The 25,426-nt window shown below is 41.1% G+C and carries 21 protein-coding genes; 9 read left to right on the top strand and 12 right to left on the bottom strand.

The window, feature by feature from the left end:
• From FLL46_RS00410 to FLL46_RS00395, 4 genes are all read right to left on the bottom strand, one after another.
• Complete coding sequence (locus tag FLL46_RS00410) at positions 1–726, bottom strand: response regulator (protein WP_142891444.1); 726 nt, start codon at positions 724–726, stop codon at positions 1–3.
• 15 nt (positions 727–741) lie between these two features.
• A complete protein-coding gene (locus FLL46_RS00405) occupies positions 742–1,179 on the bottom strand; it encodes a DUF3019 domain-containing protein (protein ID WP_168203974.1) in 438 nt (145 codons plus the stop codon).
• 13 nt (positions 1,180–1,192) lie between these two features.
• Positions 1,193–2,053, bottom strand: coding sequence for a MipA/OmpV family protein (locus FLL46_RS00400; protein ID WP_142891442.1), 861 nt, complete (start codon positions 2,051–2,053; stop codon positions 1,193–1,195).
• Positions 2,054–2,276: 223 nt separating this feature from the next.
• Positions 2,277–3,146 (bottom strand): hypothetical protein, encoded by an 870-nt coding sequence (locus FLL46_RS00395; protein WP_142891441.1) that lies wholly within the window; start codon positions 3,144–3,146, stop codon positions 2,277–2,279.
• A gap of 143 nt (positions 3,147–3,289) precedes the next feature.
• Here FLL46_RS00395 and FLL46_RS00390 point away from each other — a divergent pair, with 143 nt between their 5' ends.
• Both FLL46_RS00390 and FLL46_RS00385 read left to right on the top strand, forming a co-directional pair.
• Positions 3,290–4,255 (top strand): hypothetical protein, encoded by a 966-nt coding sequence (locus tag FLL46_RS00390; RefSeq protein WP_142891440.1) that lies wholly within the window; start codon positions 3,290–3,292, stop codon positions 4,253–4,255.
• 206 nt (positions 4,256–4,461) lie between these two features.
• Complete coding sequence (locus FLL46_RS00385) at positions 4,462–4,914, top strand: immunity 22 family protein (protein ID WP_142891439.1); 453 nt, start codon at positions 4,462–4,464, stop codon at positions 4,912–4,914.
• A gap of 188 nt (positions 4,915–5,102) precedes the next feature.
• Here the strand turns inward: FLL46_RS00385 and FLL46_RS00380 are convergent, their stop codons facing one another.
• The gene (locus FLL46_RS00380) at positions 5,103–6,671 is read right to left on the bottom strand and encodes a cytochrome-c peroxidase (protein ID WP_142891438.1); all 1,569 of its coding nucleotides are present in this window, start codon (positions 6,669–6,671) and stop codon (positions 5,103–5,105) included.
• Positions 6,672–6,985: 314 nt separating this feature from the next.
• The gene (locus FLL46_RS00375) at positions 6,986–7,906 is read right to left on the bottom strand and encodes a LysR family transcriptional regulator (RefSeq protein WP_142891437.1); all 921 of its coding nucleotides are present in this window, start codon (positions 7,904–7,906) and stop codon (positions 6,986–6,988) included.
• Between the two features lie 171 nt (positions 7,907–8,077).
• On the opposite strand from FLL46_RS00375, the gene FLL46_RS00370 reads away from it, so the two are divergent.
• From FLL46_RS00370 to FLL46_RS00355, 4 genes are all read left to right on the top strand, one after another.
• Positions 8,078–8,470 (top strand): DoxX family protein, encoded by a 393-nt coding sequence (locus FLL46_RS00370; RefSeq protein ID WP_142891436.1) that lies wholly within the window; start codon positions 8,078–8,080, stop codon positions 8,468–8,470.
• Positions 8,471–8,499: 29 nt separating this feature from the next.
• Complete coding sequence (locus FLL46_RS00365) at positions 8,500–9,084, top strand: FMN-dependent NADH-azoreductase (protein ID WP_142891435.1); 585 nt, start codon at positions 8,500–8,502, stop codon at positions 9,082–9,084.
• A 42-nt stretch (positions 9,085–9,126) separates the two neighbouring features.
• Positions 9,127–9,999 carry a pirin family protein gene (locus FLL46_RS00360; RefSeq protein ID WP_142891434.1) on the top strand — a complete coding sequence of 291 codons (873 nt, stop codon included), beginning with the start codon at positions 9,127–9,129 and terminating at the stop codon, positions 9,997–9,999.
• 128 nt (positions 10,000–10,127) lie between these two features.
• Entirely contained in the window at positions 10,128–11,099 is a 972-nt protein-coding gene (locus FLL46_RS00355; RefSeq protein WP_142891433.1) for a glutathione S-transferase family protein, read from the top strand.
• 109 nt (positions 11,100–11,208) lie between these two features.
• Here FLL46_RS00355 and FLL46_RS00350 read toward each other — a convergent pair whose 3' ends face one another.
• The 3 genes from FLL46_RS00350 to FLL46_RS00340 are packed head-to-tail and all read right to left on the bottom strand — an operon-like array spanning position 11,209 to position 15,608.
• Positions 11,209–13,686: an ABC transporter permease gene (locus FLL46_RS00350; protein WP_281281925.1), complete on the bottom strand. Its 2,478-nt coding sequence runs from the start codon at positions 13,684–13,686 to the stop codon at positions 11,209–11,211.
• Positions 13,640–14,329 (bottom strand): ABC transporter ATP-binding protein, encoded by a 690-nt coding sequence (locus FLL46_RS00345; protein ID WP_142891431.1) that lies wholly within the window; start codon positions 14,327–14,329, stop codon positions 13,640–13,642. The genes FLL46_RS00350 and FLL46_RS00345 overlap by 47 nt, the downstream gene beginning before the upstream one ends.
• A gap of 28 nt (positions 14,330–14,357) precedes the next feature.
• Positions 14,358–15,608, bottom strand: coding sequence for an efflux RND transporter periplasmic adaptor subunit (locus FLL46_RS00340; RefSeq protein WP_142891430.1), 1,251 nt, complete (start codon positions 15,606–15,608; stop codon positions 14,358–14,360).
• Positions 15,609–16,124: 516 nt separating this feature from the next.
• On the opposite strand from FLL46_RS00340, the gene FLL46_RS00335 reads away from it, so the two are divergent.
• From FLL46_RS00335 to FLL46_RS00325, 3 genes are all read left to right on the top strand, one after another.
• Entirely contained in the window at positions 16,125–17,510 is a 1,386-nt protein-coding gene (locus tag FLL46_RS00335; protein ID WP_142891429.1) for a sigma-54-dependent transcriptional regulator, read from the top strand.
• On the top strand, positions 17,500–18,843 hold the full coding sequence (locus FLL46_RS00330; RefSeq protein ID WP_142891428.1) for a sensor histidine kinase: 1,344 nt from the start codon (positions 17,500–17,502) through the stop codon (positions 18,841–18,843). The genes FLL46_RS00335 and FLL46_RS00330 overlap by 11 nt, the downstream gene beginning before the upstream one ends.
• 360 nt (positions 18,844–19,203) lie before the next feature.
• Positions 19,204–20,670: a serine hydrolase gene (locus FLL46_RS00325; protein WP_142891427.1), complete on the top strand. Its 1,467-nt coding sequence runs from the start codon at positions 19,204–19,206 to the stop codon at positions 20,668–20,670.
• 238 nt (positions 20,671–20,908) lie between these two features.
• Here the strand turns inward: FLL46_RS00325 and map are convergent, their stop codons facing one another.
• The 3 genes from map to FLL46_RS00310 form a co-directional block, all read right to left on the bottom strand.
• On the bottom strand, positions 20,909–21,655 hold the full coding sequence (gene map, locus FLL46_RS00320) for a type I methionyl aminopeptidase (RefSeq protein WP_142891426.1): 747 nt from the start codon (positions 21,653–21,655) through the stop codon (positions 20,909–20,911).
• A 35-nt stretch (positions 21,656–21,690) separates the two neighbouring features.
• The gene (locus FLL46_RS00315; RefSeq protein ID WP_142891425.1) at positions 21,691–23,715 is read right to left on the bottom strand and encodes an alpha/beta hydrolase family protein; all 2,025 of its coding nucleotides are present in this window, start codon (positions 23,713–23,715) and stop codon (positions 21,691–21,693) included.
• A 460-nt stretch (positions 23,716–24,175) separates the two neighbouring features.
• Entirely contained in the window at positions 24,176–25,423 is a 1,248-nt protein-coding gene (locus FLL46_RS00310; protein ID WP_142891424.1) for a HEAT repeat domain-containing protein, read from the bottom strand.
• Between the last annotated feature and the right edge of the window lie 3 nt (positions 25,424–25,426).

The raw sequence follows: 25,426 nt of genomic DNA, 5'->3' as shown, positions 1-25,426 counted from the left end.
TTACCAGGCATCCCTGGCAAAAAGATAACCTTTTCCCCAGATAGTTTTAATTCGGAAAGGTTCTGCGGAATCATCCCCCAGTTTTTTTCGCAAACGAGATATTCTTAAATCGATTGAGCGATCAAAACCATCATATTCGAAACCTCTGAGTTGGCTCACCAACTCTTTTCGAGTAACTACATTCCCCGAATTTTTCGCTAACAACCACAAAACTTCAAATTCATTGGACGATATTTTAATTTTAACGCCATTTAACGAAACCACCATTGCCTGCTTATCAATAATAAGATTGTTAAACTTAAGTTGTTCGTCAGATTCTGTTTTGTTCTGATTGCTTTGGTGAACACTTACCTGGTTTTGACGATCAATATGTTTACGAATTCGGGTAAGCAGTGCTCTTGCCCTGACAGGCTTGGTCAGATAATCGTCCGCCCCCATTTCCAGCCCGAGCACTTCATCAATCTCTTCATCCCTCGCGGTAACCATGATAATCGCGTTAGTATAATCCGGGCGAACGGTTTTACAGACATCAACACCATCTAAGCCGGGTAACATGCCATCTAACACGACCACATCAGGATTTTGCTGTTGAATAATAGTGACCGCTTCATCACCGCGATCAGTGACCGATACGCGATAGTTCTTAGCTGACAGATACTCACACATCCATTCGGCTAGATCGGTATCATCTTCAACAACTAAAATATGGTGCCTACTCTCATTCATTCGCCAATAACGCTCCTAAAACATCCGCCAGGTTGAATGCGAACGGGAATTTTTCTTATAAACCCAGGCCATTTCCAGTTCGCTAGTGGCTAGAATAACCTGACTGTCCGCTGCTTTGAGAAAAAACATGACATTTTCGTTGGCAACAATTTCTCGTTTAAACCAACCATTCTGTTTTTTTCGCCAACACTTTAGCGCCGGCTTTTGCTGCGATGAGTATAAACAATAATCACCCTGTTGACCGACTTTCCAGCTGAACTCAACATCAACGTAACATTCTTGTCCCTGATGTAGCGCGACACATTGACCAGGTTTTATTTCAAGTTCGGCGTTAGCGTGGTTTGATTCCGCTTGCAGGTTAAAACTGCAGACAACAAAGGTTGCAGCGACAATTTGCATCAAAAAATTATCAATGAGATTTCTAAATTTAGCTGATTTAGTTAAACATGCCATTCTCTTATCTCCCTCAAAAGACATAGCTGAATAACACGCCAACTTCCGATACATCTTCAGTACGCGTATCGTCAAATCTTATCGAGTTGGAAATAATCGGGCTGTCTAAAATACTATCGTCAACTTTTGTGTGTCTTAAATAACTTTCAAAAATCCAGTTTTTGGTTATGGGATAACTGACACCAAACTGAGCGTTTACATTAACGCCGGATCCCGCCTGATAAACAGGTACGCCCGGAATGGCTAACGCCTCGGACACGCCATAAAAGTAATCTAGAATTTCTTCGGAGCGATATTGAAAGCCTAATGAAGCATGGAAATTCCAGTTTTTATATTGCCACCCTCTGGCAAACCAAAGCGATGCATAGACACCATCATCATAGTCATCGCTAAAAGAATAAGGCGTGACAATCAATTGAACTGTATCCTGATCAAAATTTCCAGTCGCGCGAAACCCTGCTCTGACATCGCCTTCTTTTTTAAGCTTTATCGATTCTTCATTGATGGTGGCATTAAAGACAATATCTCCCTGGGACTTATGGGCGAGTAAATCAAAACTCCAATGATCTGTGTTGAAAAAGTTATAGCCATAATTTAACCCGGGGTTAAGCTCGTGCGACCCTCCCGGCAACTCAACAAATAGTCCGTTTTCCCATTGATATCGGCCATTGACAAAAACACTCAATCCACTTTCTCTCTTGTGAAAAGGTCCTTCTTCCAATCGGTATCCGAGGCTGAGTTTAAGAAAGCCTCCACTTTCATTTTCTGCTGACTTAGATGTTTCGCTTTTTTCGCTCGCCGGTAGCGAAGCAACGTGAAAAATCGACAACCCCAATATTATGCTCGTTATCATTTGATGCGTAATAGATTTCATAAGCTCTCTTGTTTATGTTTGAATTGATAGAGGCATAATAAGAAATTAGATAATAAAAAGACGTACCACAGACTATCAGACTGTATCAATCTGTATCCAGTTTTCCACCGAAAGAGAGAATAACTGAGGATCCGCTTAAGTTGAAATTTTTGTCAATAATTCAAACTACTTAGTTATTTTTAGCTATTCATTTTTAGTTAATCATTTTGTATCGTTCCATGATCTAATGTAAACGCTTTTTATTTTTCCGATAATTCTTCGATTTGCACGCGTCAGTACAAAAGCGTTTTTTCCGTCCCCGTTCCGAACGGCTCGGAATAAATGGTGCAGCACACTCGGCGCATCGTCGGTGAATACTGTTATTAGCGACCGATCGGGCAAAAAGCAGCCATATTGCGCCTAACAAATTATCACATCGAAAACCCAAATAGGAATCTCTATAAGACATGCCGTTAAACAACAGTGCGGGATAACAATGCTCTCTTAAGCGCTGGTTAATGATGCGAGTCAAAAGCACTCTGGCAGGTGTCACCACATCACCAGGCGTTAGTGTTGTGTAGAGATCAACATTCATTGACATGGAAGCAATCAGAATGGAGCTGACATTTGGGTTTCCATACGCCACCGATGAGCTATCAGGATTCCAATAGATTACTTTTCGGAGATACGCATCATCATTTCCTGAAATTGCCTGCCACAATTCAAGGAAAGGAATAAACGAACGGAGTTGTTGTCGCCAGTCATTAATAAATTCTGCGGTGATAATATTCGACGAAACTTCGACTACATCACTACATTGGCTCTTTGCTTCTATCGCAGACTCGCCATTTCCAAGCCAACCATATTGATTGGCAAATGCGAGAATTTCGTGACTTTCAGGTTGTAGCCCAAGATCGGCAAATTGATAGAAAAGGGCTTCATCTTCTACCAACGGTTGATAATTTCGACAATGCTCAACCCGCATCGGCCAACACAATGCCTCCGCCCCCTCGCTTTGAGTGTGAGAATTGTCCAGTTGAAACACCTTCAGCATTTTCAGCTGATAGCCTTCTTCCGGGATTTGCTGCACAAAACTTGTAGTTAGTTCATTCATCAGAGGCACCGTTGATCCAATTATAGACACCTTTAAATTATATTTTATGAGATTCGACACGATATATCTCATAATATAGTGTTGACCTTCAATAATCAATAGCTTATAACTAAAGTTAACATTAACGGTCGGAGTGTCCTCCTATGGGTAGTGTTCTTCAAAAATTGAAGCAATTGCAGACTTCTAGCCCACCCACCAAGCAGCAGCAAAGGATTGAAACGCTTAAAAAATATGGGGTGCAAAACCCTCATCTTCAGACCTCAAATGTGGGTCGAAGTACGATGTTGAGCCAGATAGAAAATTTTGATCGCTCTAACCTCAAACCGCTGGAATCAGAACAGCGATTTATCGTGTCTCCTCACAAAAGCATCAGCAATCTGATGAACAATACTCGCGGTATGAGTATGTTTGCGATGAGCCAGGGTCACAAGATGATTCGACCAGTGTTTAAAGATGAAGATCAAAGGTCATCATTTCATCAAGAGGCGATTAAGAGGTTAAGTACAATCACTAGTGGGACTACAGAACACAAAGTAATGAGCCAGCTTAAGGAATGGTCTCACCTGGATAACGCTATGTTGAACTTCGACAATGTCAACACTAAGCGTTCTCACCCTATCGTCTATACTCAAGGCCATGGTATGCCCGGCGTCACCTCAATCAGTTCAGATGATAAGCATGAGAAAAGAGTTAGCGGCAATGACATGGCCAAATTGCTGACGAAAATGAATTTACCTAAAGTCAGCCAGGTTAGAGCGAATTCATGTTTTAGCGGCACTGAACATTGGGTACCAAACAATCCAACTGTAAGACAACATCACCAGGAACAGACAGTTGACGTACATCACGCAGGGAATTGGAGCAATACTTTCGCGGGAAGCCTTCAGGAAGGACTCGACAAACGCTCAGGTAGCCATAATCGAGTTCGTGGCTATATGGGTCCAACTTCTCAAAACCCTTCCAATGTACAAAAGTTGGGTGTGGGCGGCATACTTCATCAAACTAAAAGTCGAGGAATGCGCACTAAATACGCAACTAAAAGCCAATATATTGCAAAGAACACACTAAACCTTCAGCGTAGTGATACAAAACGATATGGCAAGTTCTAGTTGGCAGTGTCGGTTAAAAATTCTCTCGGTTGGGACTTAACAACAAGTTCTGTTTCTACCCACTTTTTTCATCTCAGCCGATCTCTCATCGGCTTTTTCAATTCTAAGCAACATGCTCAATCACAAATGCGTGATGGAAGCCAACAACCGATTGCACTTATAATAAACTAAATAAGTAAAAGTATAAGGTTGAACAGGAAAAGCAGATGACTGCAAAAAAGTTAAAAACAGAGCAAGGCTTCGACTTTACCAAGAAGAACAAGGTCTCAGCCTGGGTCTCTCAACATCCATACCAAGACATACCAGACAGCTACTTCGAAGAAAGTTTCAGCAAAAATAATACTCGTGCGACCAACACCTGGTCTGATAATTTTAATATTCGTTATTTCAGGCCCGAGTATATGGAGACAAATGGCGCTCACACTGGCACTATCAATATAAAAAAAGCGGCTGGAGAATGTTCGTTCTCTGCCTCCTTTATCGAAGTGCTAATGAGTAAAGCCCGCAAGAAAAAACTGGAAGAAATCACCTGGATTATTTTGTTGTTCGAACATGAGTATAGCGCGAAACTTTCTGGTGTTGAGAAAGACGAGTATGTGACTTTTTTAGGCGCATTTGATTATGATGATGACGCGGATAGTCTTTACGAAATAGATTAATAAAACGTCTCCCCAAAAAGACTTTGTCTATTATCCCCCTCTCCCTCCGGGAGAGGGTTGGGGAGAGGGGAAATCCTGTTCTACTTAACGCGCTCTAACAAAAAAAAACTTCTACCTCTCCCTGGCCCTCTCCTTCAAAGGAGAGGGGAAAAGTAATCTTAATAGATAGCAAGCCGCCAACTCGATCACTATAACAAGTTTCCATTTTGATCAACGGCTTGAATCTGATTATCATCTAACGCTTCACTCTCTTCAGGGATCCAGGCAGATAAACATTCTCGATTGGTAACACAGGGATCGGTCAGCGCGTTTAAGAAAGCTTCAATCTGGTCTCTTTCATTGCGGTTAATATTGGTATTTAAAAACAACGAACTACCCGCCGCCCTCTCAGCTAATAATTTGTTCAAAGCTTCCTGACTATTGTTTTCAGAGTCAGGGAATAATCCCTGGCAATTGGGGATTGCTGCAAACTGCGGCATATCACACCATTCGCTATCATCAAAGAAATCATCGACCGAACCACCTGGATTATTGTAGTGCTGAATAACCTGAGCTAACGTGGCATAAGCACCTGAATGACCGTAGGGTGCAGTCACTGTAACGTTGAGTAAACTTGGCGTACGGAAGTGATAACGCTCATTTTGATTACCCGTTTCTCTTTCACGACCAAAGTCATCATTTTGAGCATCTCCTTTACCCGGACCGAACTGAGGAAAAGCAATTACATGATGTCGCTCGTCAGTAAACTTGTCACCATTATGACAATTGACACACCCAGCACCGCCTTGATTGGCTGGCGTAAAAAATAAAATCGCGCCCTGCTTTTGTTGATCGGTTAATGCCGTTAAATCACCTTCAACATAACTTTTCCAGGGGTTATTAACAAAAACCATAGAGCGCTCATATTCACCAAGCGCGTGAGCAATTCGGTCATAGGTAATTAAATCGTCTGCAATTTCTTCAGATTGAAACGCCTCCTGAAATGCAGCCAGCCACGAGTTAGTTGTTAACTCTCCAGATCCAATACCATAATCGCCAATTCTTGCAGCAAGATGATCGCGAATAGCCTGATTAGTGCTACCACCTTCAAAGTCTTCCGACTTCATTTCATCGACACTGGTCACCGGGAAACGAGCTTGTGCTGCAGGTAGCGTTGAACCCGCATCAGGATCAGCCACACCAAAATTCGAATCGGGGGTTCTTATTCCAGAAGCAGCGCCATTTTGGTTTACCTGTTTTCCAAGGCTTTCCACACGAGAATCCCAAAACATGCCACTATCCCACAAGCCGGCATTAAATACCGTCGGCGAATTTCTGGGAACAGTTGGTACGCCACCGTTAGTTCGTCCAACACCAATTAAGTCAGGATTAGCCGCATCAATTCCAACCGGTAAGCTAATATCATCTCCGCCACCTAACGCCGGGTGATGACAACTGACACATGCGGCGTCTTGATTACCGCCAAGACTTTTTGTAAAAAAAAGCCGTTTGCCAAGTTGTACAATGGGATCGTTAACGCTCGGTAAGTCACGATTAGTAGTTGGGTCACCGGTGAGATTATTAGCAGCGATAATACCCGTTAATTGCTGATCGAGCTCAGACATCTCAGCAGGCGGATTGACAACAACCGGATCGTCAATTTCTGCAACTTCTGTAGGTTCTTCTGTCGAACTACCCGAGCAAGCAGATAATATCAAGCTAACACCTAACACAAAAAAAACATTAGAACTTTTCGAAATTAAACTTTTAGCTTTCATACGCCACCTCATCTTAACGTCTCTGTGATTAGAGATTTATCGCTTTATGTTAAGAGGATAGCGGTAGAAGTATCGCGTTCACAACGCGGAAACGAAGGTTACACATTGTTTGCACAATTGCTGTCGTTTTGATGAAAATTATTGAGAAAACTCAATCAAAGCAAGTGCATTTCTATTAACTGGCTCACATTTTTTAATGATGCACTCAAAATATTTAAACTAAATAATGATCACTCAGTTTTATTTTTTCTAGCCTCCTGCCGACGTTAAAAGAATAACGATTGGGTGCCTGAAAATAGCAAGTTAGCAAATCACTAGTGGGCAACATCGGTAATACTCCAATAGGGTTTTTCTCCGAAATACTGTGCTAAAAAATCCACCAGACTTCTGACTCTTTGCGATAAGTGACGCGTTTGCGGGTAAACCGCGTAAGCACTAATTTCATTGTCAAAAATATAGTCACACAACAGCGGAATTAATTGCTTGTTTTTTACCGCTTTATAACAAATGAAATCTGGCGTCACAATCAATCCTCTGCCTTCAATCGCGTTCTGGCATAAAAAATCGCCATTATTCGCCGAGATAATTGATGGAACTTTGATAGCTATTTTTTCTTTATTACTATCGTAAAAATTCCAGGTATCACTGGTGTTTCGATAGTTTAATTTAACGTGCCCATCCAATAGATCTCGTGGGTGTTCAGGCTTTCCATAACGCTCCAGATAAGCAGGGCTCGCGCACAGGACTCCGTACACTTTGGTGATCTTTTTTGCAATTAAAGTTGAGTCTTCCAGTTTCGATATCCTTAAAGCTAAATCAAAACCTTCCTCAATCAAATCAACTTTTCGATCGTTAAAATCAACATCAAAGTAAATATCAGGATGGATATCGTTAAATTTACTCAGGGCCGGGCTTAAATGCGCTAATCCAAAGGAAAGCGGCGCGGCAATTTTAATCCGGCCTGCCAAAGCACAATGTTCGTTACGAATACCAGACTCTATTTCTGCAACATCGTCGATCACCCTTAAACACTGTTGATAATAACTTTTACCCGAATCGGTGAGTGTCTGGCTACGAGTGGTGCGAGTGAGCAAGGTAACGCCGAGTCGTTTCTCCAGCTCCGCCAGGCGTCGGCTAACCGCCGATTTGACAGTATCCATCTGATCGGCAGCCTTAGTAATACTGCCTGCCTCGACAATACGAACAAAAGTCTGCATATCTTCAAATTGATTCACCTGAACCTCCTGAGATGGGAAAACTATGAATAAAATCAGTGAGTTGAACTAGCGCCATTCGGCCGTCATTGTTCACAAAATAAGAACTATGATTTCGATTGTAGACTGTTTTTTAAATTATTGAGAACTATAGAATAGCCAATAACACAAGTCAATTCTTTGGAGAAAACCATGAAACACATTGAAAACTACGCCCCACTTATCGGCAGAATTCTAATCAGCACCATCTTTTTAATGGCGGGTGCCAGCAAGATTCCAGGTTATGAGGCTACTCAGGGTTACATGCAAGCCATGGGGGTTCCGGGCAGCTTACTTCCCGTTGTAATCGCCACAGAAATCTTGGGTGCGCTAGCCATCATTCTGGGTTACAAAACTCGAATTGCGGCGTTTTTACTGGCAGGTTTTTCGATTGTCTCGGCAATATTTTTTCACGCTAATTTTGCAGACCAGACACAATCGATCTTATTTATGAAAAATATCGCGATCACCGGCGGATTCTTATTCTTGATCGCTCAAGGTGCAGGATACGTTTCTATTGATAACGGAATGCCTGTTAAAGAATAGCGCTAAGCAACTGAAATGAGGACAAGATAATGAATACAAATATATTGCAAGTTAATTCAAGCGGCCGCTATGAAGGCTCAGTTACCAGACAACTCTCTGATGCCGTTGTAGCTCAACTAAAACGGAATGAGCCAAGCCTTGAAGTGACCAGTCGTGATTTAGCAACCGGACTACCTTTTGTTGATGAACAATGGATTGGTGCAAACTTTACTGCACCTGAAGAACGAAATCAGTTGCACAAAGAAACACTCAGCTTTTCCGACCAGTTGGTAAATGAGTTGATACAGGCAAAACATATCGTGATCGCTTCACCGATATACAACTTTAGTGTTCCTGCAGTTTTGAAAGCCTGGATCGACCTGGTTGCTCGTGCAAAATTAACTTTTAAGTACACCGAGTATGGACCCGTTGGTTTGCTGGAAAATAAAACCGCTTATCTGGTTGTTGCTTCAGGTGGCGTTCCTGTCGGCAGCGAAGTCGACTTTGCATCCCGCTATCTCAAGCAGGTTTTGGGATTTCTGGGGATTACCGATGTGAAAGTAATTGACGCATCTAAAATTAACATTGAATCAGACGACATAGCAATCATTACACAGCAACCAATCGAAGCTTAGTTTTTCGTCCGGTGATAGTAAACAACACAGGAGTCTAGCAAAATGACCCACGTGAAATTAGAGACAGACGTAAGAGAAATAAAACATATCGTAAACGGAGTGAAGGCTGCAGACGGCGACGGCGTTCAATTGACTCGAGTGATTGGCTCACCTTATTTGAATCAGCTCGATCCTTTTTTACTGTTTGATGCCTTTGGCTCTGATAAACCACAAGACTACATTGGCGGTTTTCCACCTCACCCTCATAGAGGATTTGAGACGGTGACCTATATGCTTGCCGGAAAAATGCGTCATGAAGATAGCGAAGGAAATGCAGGCGTTATTGAAGCCGGTGGTGTTCAATGGATGACGGCTGGAAAAGGTATTATTCACTCAGAAATGCCGGAGCAAGAGCGCGGTTTACTGGCCGGCTTTCAACTTTGGGTCAACCTGCCGGCGGCCCATAAAATGACTAGCCCCAAGTATCAGGAAAAAACGGCTGCCGAAATTCCAGCGGAAACACGCGATGACGGAACTTCATTAAAAGTGATAGCAGGGCAAACGAAGAACGGTACACAAGGAATCATTCACAATGACTTTGTTTCGCCAATTTATTGGGATGTTAATCAAACGGGTAGTGATTCTGCCGAATCAACTTTTACCGATCAAATCCCTAAAGGTTACAATGCATTTATTTATGTTATTGAAGGTAGCATCGCCATTGGTAGTGGCGGAAAATCGATTAACAAAGGCCAGTTAGCAGTTTTAGAAGATGGCGAAGAGCTGATTGTTACTAGCAAAACTTCGAGTCGTTACCTGGTCGTTGCAGGACGGCCCCTTAATGAACCAGTTGCAAGAGGCGGTCCATTTGTAATGAACACTCGGGAAGAGATCAATCAGGCATTCGCAGATTATCAAGCAGGCCGTTTGATTTAATTTTCTTTTCATGACCAGCGATACTCTGACTTAAGTATGCCTGTTAGGAGTATCGCGTAATCGACAACAATTAAATTGAATAGTTACCAGTTTAATAGCAACAAATTTAATACAAGAGAGGCCACAAAATGGGTTTATTAGTAGACGGAAAATGGCAAGATCAGTGGTATGACACCAAATCGAATGATGGAAAATTTGTCCGTAAAGAATCTTCGTTCCGAAATTATGTTACATCGGATGGTAGCGCAGGTCCAACCGGAGAAGCCGGTTTTAAGGCAGAGAAAGATCGCTATCACCTTTATGTATCGCTCGCCTGTCCATGGGCCCATCGTACTTTGATTTTTCGAAAATTAAAAAAGCTCGAAGAGATTATTCCTGTTTCAACGGTAGACTATTTGATGAAAGAAAATGGATGGGAATTTGACGCCCAAAATCCGAAGCTGGTAGATCAACTCAATGGTTTCAACTTCCTTCATCAAGTTTATACTAAAGCCGCGCCAGACTACACCGGTAGAGTGACTGTTCCAATTTTATGGGACAAGAAAAAGCAAACTATCGTCAACAATGAATCTTCAGAAATTATTCGCATGTTTAACAGCGCTTTCGATGAAGTCGGCGCCGCGGCAGGTGATTATTATCCGCAAGCGCTAAGAGCGGAAATCGACGAACTCAATAAGCGAATTTATTCAGAAATTAATAATGGCGTCTACAAGGCGGGTTTTGCGACAACTCAGTCTGCATATGAAGAAAACGTCATTCAATTATTTCAATCACTCGATTGGCTAGAACGACTTTTGTCAAACAAGCGTTACCTGACCGGCGATCAGATCACCGAAGCTGACTGGCGATTATTTACTACGCTAGTTCGTTTTGACCCAGTTTATGTCGGTCACTTTAAATGCAATATTCGAAGATTAGCAGACTCTCCGAATCTATTCGGTTATGTAAGAGACTTGTATCAACAACCCGGTGTTGCAGAAACGGTTAATATGGAACATATTAAAAAGCACTACTACATGAGCCACACAACCATTAACCCAACGGCAGTTGTTCCTGTTGGACCGGAGATTGATTATTTGGCGCCCCATGGTCGTGCTTAGAGCGAGTATTTTTTTGCACGTGCGATAGCTTATCAAACTGACAAATCCCCCTTAATCCCCCTTTATTAAGGGGGAGATATTAGGGCCTGTTGATCTTTATTATTGAACACTATTCATATCGCAACGCGTTAACCGGCCTTGCAACAGCAGCTTTAGTTGCCTGTCCTGCAACAGTAATCCAGGCAATAAACAACGCGACCAGAGTACCACCAAAAAAGACTAAAATAGACAGGTCAATTCGGTAGGCAAAATTTTGCAGCCAATCATCCATCAAATACCATGCTATCGGCCAGGCAAAAAGACTCGCGAGAATCACTAATTTGCTAAACTCTTTCGTTAACAACAAAACGATACTGCGACTACTCGCACCTAACACTTTTCGAACACCAATCTCCTTTGTTCGTTGTTCGGTGGTATAAGAAGCTAAACCAAACAGTCCTAAGCAAGCAATACAAATTGCCAGCAGAGAAAAGATACCATAGGCTAGTGATACGCGCTCTTCGTTGGCATACATCGAATCAAATCTTTCATCTAGGAAAAAATAGGAAATATCTTGGGTAGGAAATAACTTCTCCCAGCGCTCCTCAACCTGCAAAAGTAAATTCGGGATATCACTAGTTTCCAGCTTTAGTGTCATCATGTATTGCTGAGACTGATTAACAAAGTGGATGATAGGCTTGAGTTCCTCGCGTACAGATTCAAAATGATAATCTTTAACAACACCAATAACTGTGGCGTCAATTTTAGAACTACCATCCTGATTAGCATTAAATTCTAAGACTTTTCCAATCGCTTCTTGTGCTGTCCAGCCAAATCGTTTCGCCGCCGTTTGATTGAGTATGACATTGCCTTTTGTTACTGGGTTTTCATCGGTTTGATAAACCAGAGTGTCATTGGCAAATTCCTCGCTAAAATATCGGCCGGACTCTAACGCAATACCAAAGTTTTGGAAAAACTCATAGTCCACGCCGTTATACGGCATTATCAGCTGTTCTTGTCCCGGTGCCTTTACTGTCGTGTTATTAGTTAAACGCTGCCCGGGTAAACGCCGAACACTGGATATCCACTTAACACCGGGAATGCTCCCCATCTGTTGCTCCAGACTAGCGAAGTTTTCCTGTACAACACCCGAACCAGTACCGTTAATTACCAGTGTTTGATCTTTTTCATATCCCAAGTCAATATTCTTCGCATATTGCATCTGTTGATAGATAGTAATGGTAGAAATAATCAAAATGGCCGCAATGCTAAACTGAAAAACCACCAGACCTTGCCGGAATTTCGCCCCCGAACGTCCTCGGGTAACATCGCCTTTTAATACTTTGGCAGGAGAAAAAGCCGAAAGGTAAAACGCGGGGTAACTACCTGCCAGAAGCCCAACAAATAAAGCTAATCCAAGCAGACTGAAAAACAATGAAATATTTGAGAAATAATTGAAAACAAGATCGCGGCTAATAAACTCGCTAAAAATCGGCAAGGTTAGTTCTACCAGGGCAATTGCTATCACTAATGCAATACAACTTAATATAATTGATTCACTTAAAAACTGAATCGTAATTTGACGTCGCTGCACACCAATGGCTTTACGAACACCAACTTCTTTTGCTCTTTGTGCAGCTCTGGCTGTGGCCAAATTCATAAAATTAATACAGGCAATAATTAACACCAATATCGCGATGGCAGAGAAAATATAAACTTGATTAATATCACCAGTATCTTTGAGATCCCCCGCAATTCTCGAATGTAAGTGCAATTTTTCCAGCGGCATTAATTCGGCAAATAGCTGAATGTTAAATTTATTCAGAAGTGCGCCGAAATTTTTCTCAATAAGCTCAGGTAACTGTTCTTCTAATTTCTTAATCCCTTCGAACGATGAGAATTCGAGGTAGGTGTAAAAATTCATATTAAACTGATTAGTCAGAAAAGTTTCGACACCAAACAATTCAGGCGTTGCTTTGAGATTAGCAAATGAGTAATTTGGTAAATGCGTATTTTCCGGAAAGTCCTTTACAATCCCTGTCACTTTCATATCAAACGAGTGATAAAATGCGATCGACTTTCCCATTGGATCACTATCACCAAATAACCGTTTTGCAGATGACTCAGTTAAAACCACCGAGTGAACATCTTCAAATGCAGTAGCTGCATTGCCACGTAAAAATTCAAATTCGAATATGTCAAAAATTTCCTGATCAGCGAACATAATCCTTTCACTAACGGATAGCTCGTCAATCTTCATTTGGACTTGTCCCAGATTAATTCGTCCGACTCTGACAATTTCCGGATAAGCATCTTCTAGTAGTAACTTCCATCCTGCACCGGCTCTGGGCCAACGATCCATTCCTGCAGTCGAAGCTTGCGACATGTGAAGCCGGGCAACTTTATCAGACTTGTTATACTGAATGTCATAACTGAGTTCATAGCTAACAAATAGCGCCATTAAAATACAACAGGCAAGTCCAATAGCAAGCCCCATTATATTGATCGCCGAGTAAAGACGATGACTTATCAGAGAGCGTAGTACGATCTTAAAATAATTACTAAGCACGACGCACCTCACGTAAGTTTTCAATGACCACTTTTCCATCGAATAAATTAATCGTTCGATTGGCACAATCAGCGTGCTCTTGTGAGTGGGTAACCATAATAATGGTGGTTCCTTCACCATTGAGTTGAGTTAAAAGACTCATGACGTCAGCACCATTTTTTGAATCAAGGTTTCCAGTGGGTTCATCTGCAAGAATAAATGCGGGGTTTACCACCACCGCTCTGGCCACGGCGACTCTTTGCTGCTGACCGCCAGATAATTGTTGAGGATAGTGTCCACTGCGGTGTGCTATCTGAGTTTTTTCAAGTACTTCATTGACCTGTTTTTTGCGTTCGGATTTTGATATTCCTTGATAGATCAAAGGCAACTCAACATTCTCAAAAACGGTTAATTCATCAATTAAATTAAAACTCTGAAAAATAAATCCCAGGTTTCGTTTTCGTATTTCCGCCAACTCTCTTTCGCTGCCGTCAGAAATATCTTTGCCTTGAAACCAATACTCCCCTGAACTCGGGTTATCCAACATTCCAACAACATTGAGTAGCGTTGATTTACCGCAACCGGATGGTCCCATCACAGCCACAAACTCCCCTTCCTCGATTTCTATGTTGATCTGGTCAAGGGCAGTCGTCTCCACTTCATCAGTTCGAAATATTTTGCTGATATTCTTCAGTGCTAGCATTTTCTTCTCCCACACAATTTAAAATCGATTAATTAAAAATAAGCTGTTGTATATCTTCATAGTTACCATAACTTGACACCACCACACGCTCGCCTGGCTGCAAACCATCGACAATTTCGACGTAATCAGGGTTACTACGCCCGGAACGAATACTTCTTTTCACCGCGCGGGTGCCCGCTTGATTAACAACAAAAATCCAATTACCACCGGTATCTTGAATAAACCCACCTTTATCAATCACTAAGGCATTTTCACCATCAGCTAATTCAAGTTTCATTTGAATGGTCTGTCCCCGCCGAATGTTGCCTGGTGTTTTATCTTCAAACTTCAATTCGATCTCAAACTGGCCGCTGCTCACCTGAGAATAAATTTTACTCACCGTTAATTGAAAGTTCTCACCATTCGCCTTAGCCCGAGCCACTTGATTTTTTTGCAGGCGAGCAATGTAGAATTCGTCAACCAATGCTGATACTTTGAAACTATCAAGCTTATCAACCTGTCCAAGCCGCTGCCCTCTGGCTTTCGATTCACCAAGCTCCACATTAAGCGCGGTTAGTTTGCCGCTAACCGGCGCTTTAACATTAAGGTTTTCCAGGTTTTTACGGGCAACCTTTAGATTTTTTTGTAGCTGCGCGACGCTATTTTCCAACTGTTCCAATTGAACTTTACGAACCAGTTTATCCGTCGCCTGCCGTTCAATAACCAATGCTTTGCGCTGTTCAAAATATCGAACTTCATCTTTGGTGGCGAGATAGTCATCTTCGGAAATTAACTTGCGCGCGAACAGCCGCTTTTTTTGCTTGAGAGAGCGTTTCAACTTAGTTAACTGATAGTCGATCTCAACTATTTCGCTTTTTAGATTTAAAGTCGCCTGGTCGATAGCCAGCCGAGTATTACGCAAGTTATTCAGTTGCTCAGAAACTTGGGCTTCTCGAGAAATCACATCTAACTGTAAGTTGGTATTTGAAAGTCGCAGTATAATGTCGCCGGCCTTCACTTCAGCTCCCTCTTCAATCAAAACTTCTTCAACTCGACCGCCTTCAATCGCATCCAGATAGACAGACCGGCTTGGCTTCACCTGTCCGCGAACAGGAATGTAGTCCTCCAGTACCGCGTGCTTTACTTCTGAAATTCTCAGTCTCTGCTTTTCCACTTTCAAAAAGTTACCGGAAAAATCAGTCCCCGCAATCGCCCACCAAGCACCAATAATGAAAACAATTGCCCCGATAACGACAAGTAAATTAAACCGATATTTCTTAGCTTCAATTTTTCGATCCATACGGCGGTCCTAACACTCCCATAATTGACTATTGAATTCCTCACCGGTCAAAGTGAAGAAAAAAACCTTCTTTGTTTTTATTAAACCAACAACCGTGCCAAATTTTTATTTTGATATAAATCAAGAAGTTAGATTTATCTATAAGACTAACTGAGCAGCTTAAGAGTACGCAGACGTGCACAGATGTACGCCTACGTACACCTGAGCAGTGCATTTGCGAATTTTAAGGCGACGAAACAACCAATTTAGCTAACAATTGCGTAGAAATGTGTTGGCACGCATTCTGCGTTAACAATCATTGAAGAGCGAATGCGAGAGTATTCGGATGTTTGAAGCATCGATTAAACGTCTAAAATTCAGTAGGTTATTAAAAGATGGTGAGTCTTCGTTTATTTCGCTAAACTAACGGAAGTGTACGTTTTCGTACACTCGCTTGTAGTATTGGTTGTAACGCTGACAATGTCTATAAGCGCAGGCTGTGTCTATTAGCACTGATATGTCTACACAGGAAAATAAATGGCCCAATCAAATTCAAAACAGTCCGCAAAGTTATTAATTGTCGATGACGATACCGATTTGCTCACTGCTGCTCGAATTTTACTCAAGAAGCATTTTTCAACGGTTGTCACAGAAACCGATCCTGAGCAACTCCCCGTGCTTTTAGCTCGCGATACTTTCGATGTGATTTTGTTGGATATGAATTTTACGTTGGACGCAGCTAGCGGGCACGAAGGCTTATTGTGGTTGGACAAAGTCAAAAAGCTCAGCCCAAAAACTATTGTCATTATGATGACAGCCTATGGCGATACTGAACTGGCAATCGCAGCAATGAAAAAAGGCGCAACTGACTTTGTATTGAAGCCATGGCAAAATGATAAATTACTGGCCACTTTAACTGCCGCCGCTCAGCTCTCCATTTCCAACCAGGAAGTCTCCAAACTTCGTTCTCGGCAAAAGATCATCACGCAGCAACAAGATAAACAATTTCAAGATTTTCTGGGACAATCAAGTGCAATGGAAAAAGTTTTTTCATCCATTGAAAAGGCCGCAGTAACCGACGCCAATGTACTAATCCTGGGCGAAAGCGGTACTGGGAAAGAATTGGTTGCACGTGCCCTTCATCGCCAATCGAATAGAGCAGGACAAAGTTTTATCAATGTGGATATGGGGACCATCAGCGACAACCTGTTTGAGAGCGAATTGTTCGGTCATAAAAAAGGCGCTTTTACCGACGCTCGCCAGGACCGAATGGGGCGTTTTGAAGCGGCTGACAAAGGTTCGTTATTTCTTGATGAAATAGGTAACTTACCAACCCCGCTTCAAGGAAAACTTCTCACAGCAATTCAACAGAAATCGATCACCCCCGTGGGTTCGAATCAGCCAGTTCAGGTCGACATCCGATTAATTTGCGCCACGAATGCGAATTTACTTGAGCAAGTTGAGCAACAATTATTTCGTCAGGATCTGCTTTACCGAATCAATACCGTTGAAATCAACTTGCCACCGTTACGGCAGAGAGAAGACGACATATTTCTGCTTGCAGAGCATTACTTAAACCATTATCAGCGAAAGTACAAAAAGACGAATTTATCATTAGATAAAGAAACTCGTTACTTATTTAAGCAATATCAATGGCCTGGTAATGTGAGAGAATTACAACACGCCATCGAGAGAGCCGTGATAATGAGCGAATCCACTCATTTAAGGCCTGAAGATTTTCCTATTTGTCATTCCACCGCAAAAAACAAAACTAATTTCGACACTTTTAACCTAGAACAAATCGAAATTTCAACGATAAAAGCCTCGCTCGAACATTACCAGGGTAATGTGAGTCATGCGGCGAAAGCCTTAGGATTAACACGTACATCTTTATATCGAAGAATGGAAAAGTATGCGCTTTAAGTCTCTACAAACCAGACTGGCAGTACGCCTCGTTTTACTATTGTTTAGTTTTAGTTTACTCGCAGGTTTTATTGTCAACAGCGACTATTTTGCGGTGATGGCACTTTTGTTTGCACTAGTTACTATTCAATCAATTGAACTTTGGCGTACCATTACTTTTAGCAATCGGCTACTCGCCCGTTTTTTCTCGACGATAAAATATGAGGACTATAGCCAACGCTTTAAACATGACGAACTCGGCAAAAGTTATCAAGAACTCACAGACTCAATGAATTTTGTCGTGGCCAAGCTACAACATTCAAAACAACAACTAGAACGACAAAGTTTATATTTAAAAACCATTTTACATCACATTGAAACAGCGATTATTGTTTACGACGGAACCGGTGAAATAAGTTTGATAAATAGAGCGGCTAATCGCTTATTACAAACAAATACACTTAGTAATATTCGCCAACTGGAAACTAATTTCGGCGCGTTATCGAGTCTGTTAATACAAAATAAGTCAGGACAACGCCATCTCTGCTCTTGTAACATTAATAATCTCCCGCACCAACTCTTAGTCGATATGGTTGAAGCAAAAGTCGAAGATGATTCAGTTTTTATCGCTGCAATTCAAGATATCCAATCCGAGCTGGAAGAAAAAGAGTTAAAAGCCTGGCAAGATATTACTCGAGTGTTAACTCATGAGATATCGAATTCCATCACGCCAATTACGTCCCTTGCCAACTCTTGTAGTCAACTGTTATTAGATTCTAACGACAGAACAGGCGTCAAAACTGTTGAAGATATTGATGACTTACAAGAAGCGATTTCAACGATAGAACGCAGGGGCGAAAACCTGGTAAAGTTTATTGCCAACTATCGTAAGTTAACTAAAGTCCCCCAGCTTAATGCAAAACGCGCCTCAGTTACTCAATTACTAGTACATACCGTCAACCTTTTCAAAAAGGAATGTGAACAACATTCCATTTCGATAGAGATGAAATTCGGTGATTCAGAAATATTCGCAGTCATCGATCCCGTTCTTGTTGAACAGGTCTTAGTGAATCTGATAAAAAATTCAATTGCTGCAGTTAAAGATTCACCATCTTCAAAAATAGTCATCGATGCGAAAATCAACAAAAGCCGGTTAAAAATTAGCGTTGAGGATAATGGAAGAGGAATGCTACCAGAGGCACAAGAGAGAATTTTCGTACCTTTTTATAGCACCAAAAAAAGTGGTTCTGGTATTGGTTTAAGTTTATCCAGGTTAATTATGCAACTGCACAATGGTACGATTGGCGTGAAGTCTGAGTTAGGGAAAGGGAGTTGTTTTACTTTGCTTTTCTAACATTATAGATATTAGTTGAGATAGCCTGATTTCAATTTTAAACATTTTAATTAGACCTGGCATGATCGGGCACTTAATACTCTTATCTCCCCAAAACAGAAATTGAACAACGGATAATTCCAAGTCAAAAAACGTCCAAAAACGGACATTAAAGTCAGTTATTCTGCTGCTTTTGATTCCTGCCCCCTTTAATTCAGACTATTAGCAGAAATCTTAAACATTTTGAGCTGAGCGGCGTTCGCGAACATATAGGACACTGTGCGAACACTCTTCAATTATATAAAAAAACCAACAATTCAAATAGTTAGCTACTGGCATGACATTTGCTCTCACTCTTTGAAACTAATTTGAGGAATACCAATGAAGCAAACAAGAAGTCAAACAAAGTTAACTTATTTACTCGCCTTTTTCTTATTGATTAGCTCAAGCTCGAGCATAGCAAGTAGTGACAATAAAAGCGCAAACTCAAAAGCGTCAGATGAGTTATTAATTGAAAAGACAAACGAGATTATTAAGCAGTATACCGACCCAGGCTGGTTTTCCGGAAACGTGGTGATATTTAAAGATGACAAGGTTATTTATGATAAGAGCTTTGGTTTTGCTGATATAGAGAAGAAGATAAGAAACACTTCTTCAACAAAAATTAGAATCGGTTCCATCAACAAACATTTTACTGCCGCTTTAGTGATGCAGAAAGTTCAAGCTGGAAAAATATCACTAGATGATAAGTTAGAAAAATTCGAATTGGGTTTTCCAAAACACATTGCCGAAAAAATTACTGTTCGTCATTTATTGAAGCATACATCAGGTTTTGGTGACATATTTAATAATGAATATTTTCAAACATACCGCTCATTAAAGAATATAAACGATAAGCTACCATTATTATTAGACAAGCCTCTAATTTCTGAGCCTGGCACACAATACAACTACTCAAACTATGGCTATATTGTCTTAGGCGCAATTTTGGAAAAACTTGAAAGAAAAAGCTTTCAATCAATTATTAATGAAAATATTTTAGAGGTTATTAAAGCTGATAATACTGACTATGCTTTGACTGAAAATGTCAAAGGTAAAGCTAAGAGTTACCACTTCACACCACTTGGCGAAAAGATAGATAGAACAGGCAGGCTGGAAAATTTAACCCCCGATGGCGGAATGTATTCAACGCCTTATGACATTGCACTTTTTTATTCAAAACTTTTTTATAGCGACGAATTACTCAACGACAAGTCAAAAGCAATCATTGGAAATGGTTATAAAGAATCAACCAGAACATGGATTGAAATCTTAAATAGCGACAAGGCACATTGGAATTCCTATGGCGGAGGACCTGGAGTCAGTGCCGCCGTAGAAATATTAATAAAAGATAAGTTGATAGTGATCGCATTAGCCAATACCGATGGCCTTGTAGCAGAGCATATTAGCCAAAGAGTGGTTGAGGTTTATCAAGGCAAACAATATAAAAAGATCAGATTACCTATAGCCTTATTTACAAAAAGACTGCTAGAGGAAAAAGGTGATACTTACTTTGTCAACAATGCTAAACGGGAACTTGCTCAAGCAGGATATGAGAATTATGGAGCAAGACCGTTAAACAAGATGGGGTTTGCACTAATCAAAAGTGAACAAATTAGCCAGGCAATTAGTGTCTTTAAAGCAAACACCAAAATTTTCCCGAAAGAGCCGAACACTTTCGACAGTTTGGCCTATGCATATGAAAAAAACGGAGACAAAACCCAAGCTTTATTGAATTATAAGAAAGCACTTTCATTGGACTCAGGTTTTAAATCTGCTAAGGAAGCTATTTTACGATTAAGCCAATAAACGCTTAAGTTAGCCGATGTGCTACAAATAGCTGGTACAAAAACTATTTGTAGCACCTAAGATTTTGCACCATAAATTGTGAATCTCTAGACTTTGACTAAGATGTTTATTTGTTTAACAATACGTTAGGCAAGGTCTCGAAAAATGTAACTGGTTTTAGGTCGCACAATGGCCAAATGATATTACCCCAATAAAATAGAACAACTCACTCTGTCTTATGGCTAAAGTAGAAGAATAGCTAAACCAAAGTCAACAAAACCGGCTTCCCTTTGGTAATCACCATCGTATGCTCAAATTGCGCAGAAAGATTTCCTTTACAACCTTTTAAAGTCCAACCATCATCGGCTTCGGTAACGTACCGACTTTTCGTCGACAAAAAAGGCTCAATAGTAATGACCAAGCCTTCATGCAGCATTCTTTTATCAGTTGGATCAAAGAACCCAGGGATCTCTGTTGGCTCTTCATGCAATCCACGGCCAACACCATGACTACAAAGATTTTTAATAATCTTAAATCCTTTTTGTTTGGCGGTCTTTTGAATCGCTTTTCCAATTCCATTAAGTGGTCGACCTGCACTGGCATTAAGACACGCCTGGTTTAGCGCAAGCTTAGTAGAATAAATTAATTTATCCTTCAGACGAGAACTCGGTGGCACGACAAAAGATCCACCAGTATCCGCAAAGTAACCGCCCTTTTCAGCTGAAACGTCAATGTTGACAATATCACCAGGCTGAATCGCTCGTTCGCCAGGAATACCGTGTGCAGCTTCTTCGTTAATACTGATGCAAGTATATCCAGGAAATCCATAAGTGATTTTTGGCGCGGAGTTGGCCTCATATTTTTCTAGCAGCAACTTACCTATCTGATCAAGCTCAGCAGTGGTCATGCCGGGCTCGGTCATTTGTTGCATTTTTTTCAAAACCATCGCCACAATATTGCCAATATGTTGAAGCGACGCAAAATCTTTATCAGCTTCAATTGTCATATTTGCAGTTCCTCAAGTTTCGTCTCTTCCGCGGGTTATTTACTTGCACTTTGTCTGGCCGATGAGTCCCCGATATTTTTATCCAAAAATGCCAATATCTTTTTAAATATTCGAACTCGATTTTTAACATCGTAATAACCATGACCTTCATTTCTTAACTCAAGCCACTCATATTTCTTTCCAATCTTATCGAGTGCATTTTTTAGCGAAGCTGCCTGCTCAATCGGCACCCGCTTATCTTGCAATCCATGGATTAGCAACAAATCAGCCTTAATTTTTCCAACATTATAAACAGGTGAACGGCGCTTTAGTTCATCCATATCTGAACCGAGTGTTTTATTCAGATAAGCGAGACCACTTTTATTACCAGGAATATCACCCTCGGTATACATCATTGGTAAATCGTAAACACCGACAGAACCTACGGCACATTGAAAAAGGTCCGGTTCCTTCACTGTTCCCATTACCGCAGCATAGCCACCATAACTATGACCGAAAATACAGATTTTTTCTAAATCAACAATGCCTTGTTTAATTAATGCAAGCGTCGCATCAGTGATGTCATCCTGCATACTCGTGCCCCAGTTTTTATGCCCCATTTCCTCAAATTTTTGGCCATAACCCGTGCTACCTCTAAAATTGAGTTGCAACACTGCATAGCCTCTATTGGCAAGCAACTGAACTTCCCAATCAAACCCCCAAAAATCTCGACTGTGCGGTCCGCCGTGAGGCAAAACAACTAGCGGCAGCTTTTGCTTCTTTGCAACCTGAGGTTTCGTTAAAAAGCCCTGAATGACTAAACCGTCTCGCATTTCAAACTTCATCGGTTCAGTCGTTGCCATCAGCGCGGGATCGATCCAGTCACGAGTTCCCAAAACATGGTCGGCGCCCATGCTTTTAGTATCGAATAAAAAATAATCTCCAGGACTATTATCGGCGTATGCAAGAACAATAAGAGCGCTACCATCATCAGTCGCACTGGTAATCACAATATCATTGCCTGCAAACGCTTTTTTCAGCATCTTATGTAGCTTTGATTTTTTGTCTTTTTTATCAATATAGTGATATTCCGGCACATCAAGATCAGTGCCGACGGCTACCACTCTCCTTCCAGCAAAATCCATCACATATTGAGAAACATCAGCGGCTTCGCTATGAAATAACTTTTCGAACTGCTTGGTTTCAAGATGAAATAAGTACAAGCCGCGCGTACCGCCTTTGACATTAGCGGAGAAATAAACGCTTTTATTATCTTCGGAAAAACTGACTGGTGTCGCATTTGTCCCTTCAAAATTCTTGAGAGAAAAGTTTTTCCAGCTATCCGAACCGGGCTCTCTGTAGGAAACCACTTGATGGTTATCATCATCGACACTGATTGAAAAACGGACCTCACCATTGTTATCGGTGATACCTTCCGCTCCGGGCTTGGCTAAACTGATGACCTTACGTTTCTTCCCTGAATATACGTTCAGTCTGTAAACCGTTGGGATAACGCGAGAATCATGGGCGTAATAAAGTCCCATTTCGCGCCATGGAAAAAAACTGATAAGAATATGCTTTTCGTCTTCTTTTAACATATCAATAATTTCATGACTGCCATATTCGGCTTTGTCCTGATTCAGGCGGCTACCCGGTTTTACGTCTTCTGATCGATAGCCGAATATTATCTTATGTTGGCTACCGTCTATATTGACGCCAAATAACTCACCGTTGAGACGTATCGCTTTATCCCAGGAATAGCTTTCGGTCACCGCATAAATCAACCTTGAATCACTAACCCAGTCAAAATAGCCAACACCTCTGCCACTTCCTTTAACACCAAAAGCACTGAGTGGCTTTCTGGTGTTGCGATCTAAGATAGCTAAAACATCTTTCCCATTTTTATTTAAAATCACTGCCAGATGCTTTCCATCAGGTGATATTTTCACGTCTCGAGATTTCGAAGGTTCTGCGAAATATTCAATTGGCAGTTCAGATGCACTGATGAGTGAGCTACTGCAGAACAGAATTAATAAGCAAAAAAAAGCGGCAAACATTGGGAATTTATTAAAGGTATTCATCCTGACGGTATTCTCCTCTGGCAGTTCAAGTGTAAAATATTCTTAGTTATTTATGTCCGTTTGATCTGGGATTAGCCATATTGCTAATTTGACGGTAGCATTCTAAACAAAAACAGGGAAAATTGCGCGAATAAATTGACGGGATTTAAATTCTGAGTAAAAAACGTAAAAATAGAAAAGACTGTTTCAACAAAATCGCTTGGTGTTAACAACTTAAGCTGTAAAAGGTGAGGCTCGATCTAACGGTAAGGGCAGCTTTCTTTCCAAAAAGAGAAACGACTTATAAGTCGATACATCATCTATACTCAAAAACCTTTAACCTCTCCCTAGCCCTCTCCTTCTAGGAGAGGGGATTTATCTACTGCTTCAGATAATATGCAGTCGCCTCAATGATTGAAAGAATTCATTAAGACTAGGGCCTCGATGTCTCAGTTTAAGTATAAATCGATACACCTCAAAATTAATCAACAGACGCAGTAAGGATCTCTTCTATCAAAGCGAGTGCTTCTGGATCATCTGATTGTCCCAGCCAGAATAAAGCCTTTTTCTTTATCGATTTATTGTTGGCTGTTTTAATGACTTCTATCAATCCTGAAATCGCTTCTTTACCAGACAATTGAGATATTGCGAATACGGCTTTTTCTTTAATTGATCGAGAGCTATCTCCACGAATAATCTCCAACAAAACCGATTTAGCTTCTCTTTTATGATTTTGCGATAGCCAAAATATCGCCTCTTTTCTTACCCGTGGATTAGCATCGCCTTTAGCCAACTGAACAAGCTGCTCCCAGCTAGCATCAGTGTCAATTTGTGATAATGCAAACACTGCCTTTTTCTTTACGTGATTACTGGCATCGGAAGAAAATATATCACGAATGACTTCTAGCGCCTCAGACTTAAAAGATTGTGATAACCAGAAGATAGCTTCGCCCTGTATTTTTTTATTACTATTATTTTTAGCATACTCAACTAACCTATCGACAGCCCTTTCATCACTGTTTAAACTGAGTGCAAAAATAGCCTTGGAGCGAGATTTTACACTTCGCTCATCATCTTCTAATATTTTAACGAGCGACTCATAACCAGCAGTATTTCTTGCCTCACCCAACCAGAAAATTGCATTATGACTCAATTTTCTTTTGTCACTTCGGGAGAATTGATCTAACTGCCTGTGTGCAATATCACCTTTATGCAAAGCAATACCAGCGACAACTTTATCAACAAAGCGACGCTTGACCTTTTTGTTTGTGTCGTCAACGTAACTTGATAGAAAGCGAACACTTTGTTTTGCGTCAACGCCATCTAGTTGGTATACCACTTTTCCACCAGCATCCACTGCACACTCGCTACCGGCATAAAATAACTCAGTCGGCTTATTATTTTTCCATCGAAAATAAATATTGAGCACCTTGGAGTCTTCGTAGTGATCGTGCGTGCTACCCCAACTGTTGGCACGGCGCTCTAAACTACAGCCCCGTTGTTCGTCACCTCGATAACAACATGGCATACCATTATTGGGCTCCATTTCCACCTGGTAAGTAAACCAGGTATCTCCTTTTATGTCCTGTGCCTCAATTGTCTTTTCAATACTTTTTTCGGCATTCACTTTTCTTATCTCGCCATTACTCAAATGCGTGGCCAATGCAATCACCGAGAAAGAAACTGAGACAACAGCTAATGTCATAATTGTTTTTATGAGTAATTTCATGAT

This window comes from Aliikangiella coralliicola (assembly GCF_007004725.1).
In the GTDB taxonomy this organism is placed as follows: Bacteria; Pseudomonadota; Gammaproteobacteria; order Enterobacterales; family Kangiellaceae; genus Aliikangiella; species Aliikangiella coralliicola.
This window is presented reverse-complemented; position numbering and strand designations above follow the sequence as displayed.

Bases quoted from the DNA above. Each gene is read 5' to 3' on its own strand.
- FLL46_RS00410 (WP_142891444.1), bottom strand. From the start codon at position 726: ATGAATGAGAGTAGGCACCATATTTTAGTTGTTGAAGATGATACCGAT.
- FLL46_RS00405 (WP_168203974.1), bottom strand. From the start codon at position 1,179: ATGGCATGTTTAACTAAATCAGCTAAATTTAGAAATCTCATTGATAAT.
- FLL46_RS00400 (WP_142891442.1), bottom strand. From the start codon at position 2,053: ATGAAATCTATTACGCATCAAATGATAACGAGCATAATATTGGGGTTG.
- FLL46_RS00395 (WP_142891441.1), bottom strand. From the start codon at position 3,146: ATGAATGAACTAACTACAAGTTTTGTGCAGCAAATCCCGGAAGAAGGC.
- FLL46_RS00390 (WP_142891440.1), top strand. From the start codon at position 3,290: ATGGGTAGTGTTCTTCAAAAATTGAAGCAATTGCAGACTTCTAGCCCA.
- FLL46_RS00385 (WP_142891439.1), top strand. From the start codon at position 4,462: ATGACTGCAAAAAAGTTAAAAACAGAGCAAGGCTTCGACTTTACCAAG.
- FLL46_RS00380 (WP_142891438.1), bottom strand. From the start codon at position 6,671: ATGAAAGCTAAAAGTTTAATTTCGAAAAGTTCTAATGTTTTTTTTGTG.
- FLL46_RS00370 (WP_142891436.1), top strand. From the start codon at position 8,078: ATGAAACACATTGAAAACTACGCCCCACTTATCGGCAGAATTCTAATC.
- FLL46_RS00365 (WP_142891435.1), top strand. From the start codon at position 8,500: ATGAATACAAATATATTGCAAGTTAATTCAAGCGGCCGCTATGAAGGC.
- FLL46_RS00360 (WP_142891434.1), top strand. From the start codon at position 9,127: ATGACCCACGTGAAATTAGAGACAGACGTAAGAGAAATAAAACATATC.
- FLL46_RS00355 (WP_142891433.1), top strand. From the start codon at position 10,128: ATGGGTTTATTAGTAGACGGAAAATGGCAAGATCAGTGGTATGACACC.
- FLL46_RS00350 (WP_281281925.1), bottom strand. From the start codon at position 13,686: ATGGAAAAGTGGTCATTGAAAACTTACGTGAGGTGCGTCGTGCTTAGT.
- FLL46_RS00345 (WP_142891431.1), bottom strand. From the start codon at position 14,329: ATGCTAGCACTGAAGAATATCAGCAAAATATTTCGAACTGATGAAGTG.
- FLL46_RS00340 (WP_142891430.1), bottom strand. From the start codon at position 15,608: ATGGATCGAAAAATTGAAGCTAAGAAATATCGGTTTAATTTACTTGTC.
- FLL46_RS00335 (WP_142891429.1), top strand. From the start codon at position 16,125: ATGGCCCAATCAAATTCAAAACAGTCCGCAAAGTTATTAATTGTCGAT.
- FLL46_RS00330 (WP_142891428.1), top strand. From the start codon at position 17,500: ATGCGCTTTAAGTCTCTACAAACCAGACTGGCAGTACGCCTCGTTTTA.
- FLL46_RS00325 (WP_142891427.1), top strand. From the start codon at position 19,204: ATGAAGCAAACAAGAAGTCAAACAAAGTTAACTTATTTACTCGCCTTT.
- map (WP_142891426.1), bottom strand. From the start codon at position 21,655: ATGACAATTGAAGCTGATAAAGATTTTGCGTCGCTTCAACATATTGGC.
- FLL46_RS00315 (WP_142891425.1), bottom strand. From the start codon at position 23,715: ATGAATACCTTTAATAAATTCCCAATGTTTGCCGCTTTTTTTTGCTTA.
- FLL46_RS00310 (WP_142891424.1), bottom strand. From the start codon at position 25,423: ATGAAATTACTCATAAAAACAATTATGACATTAGCTGTTGTCTCAGTT.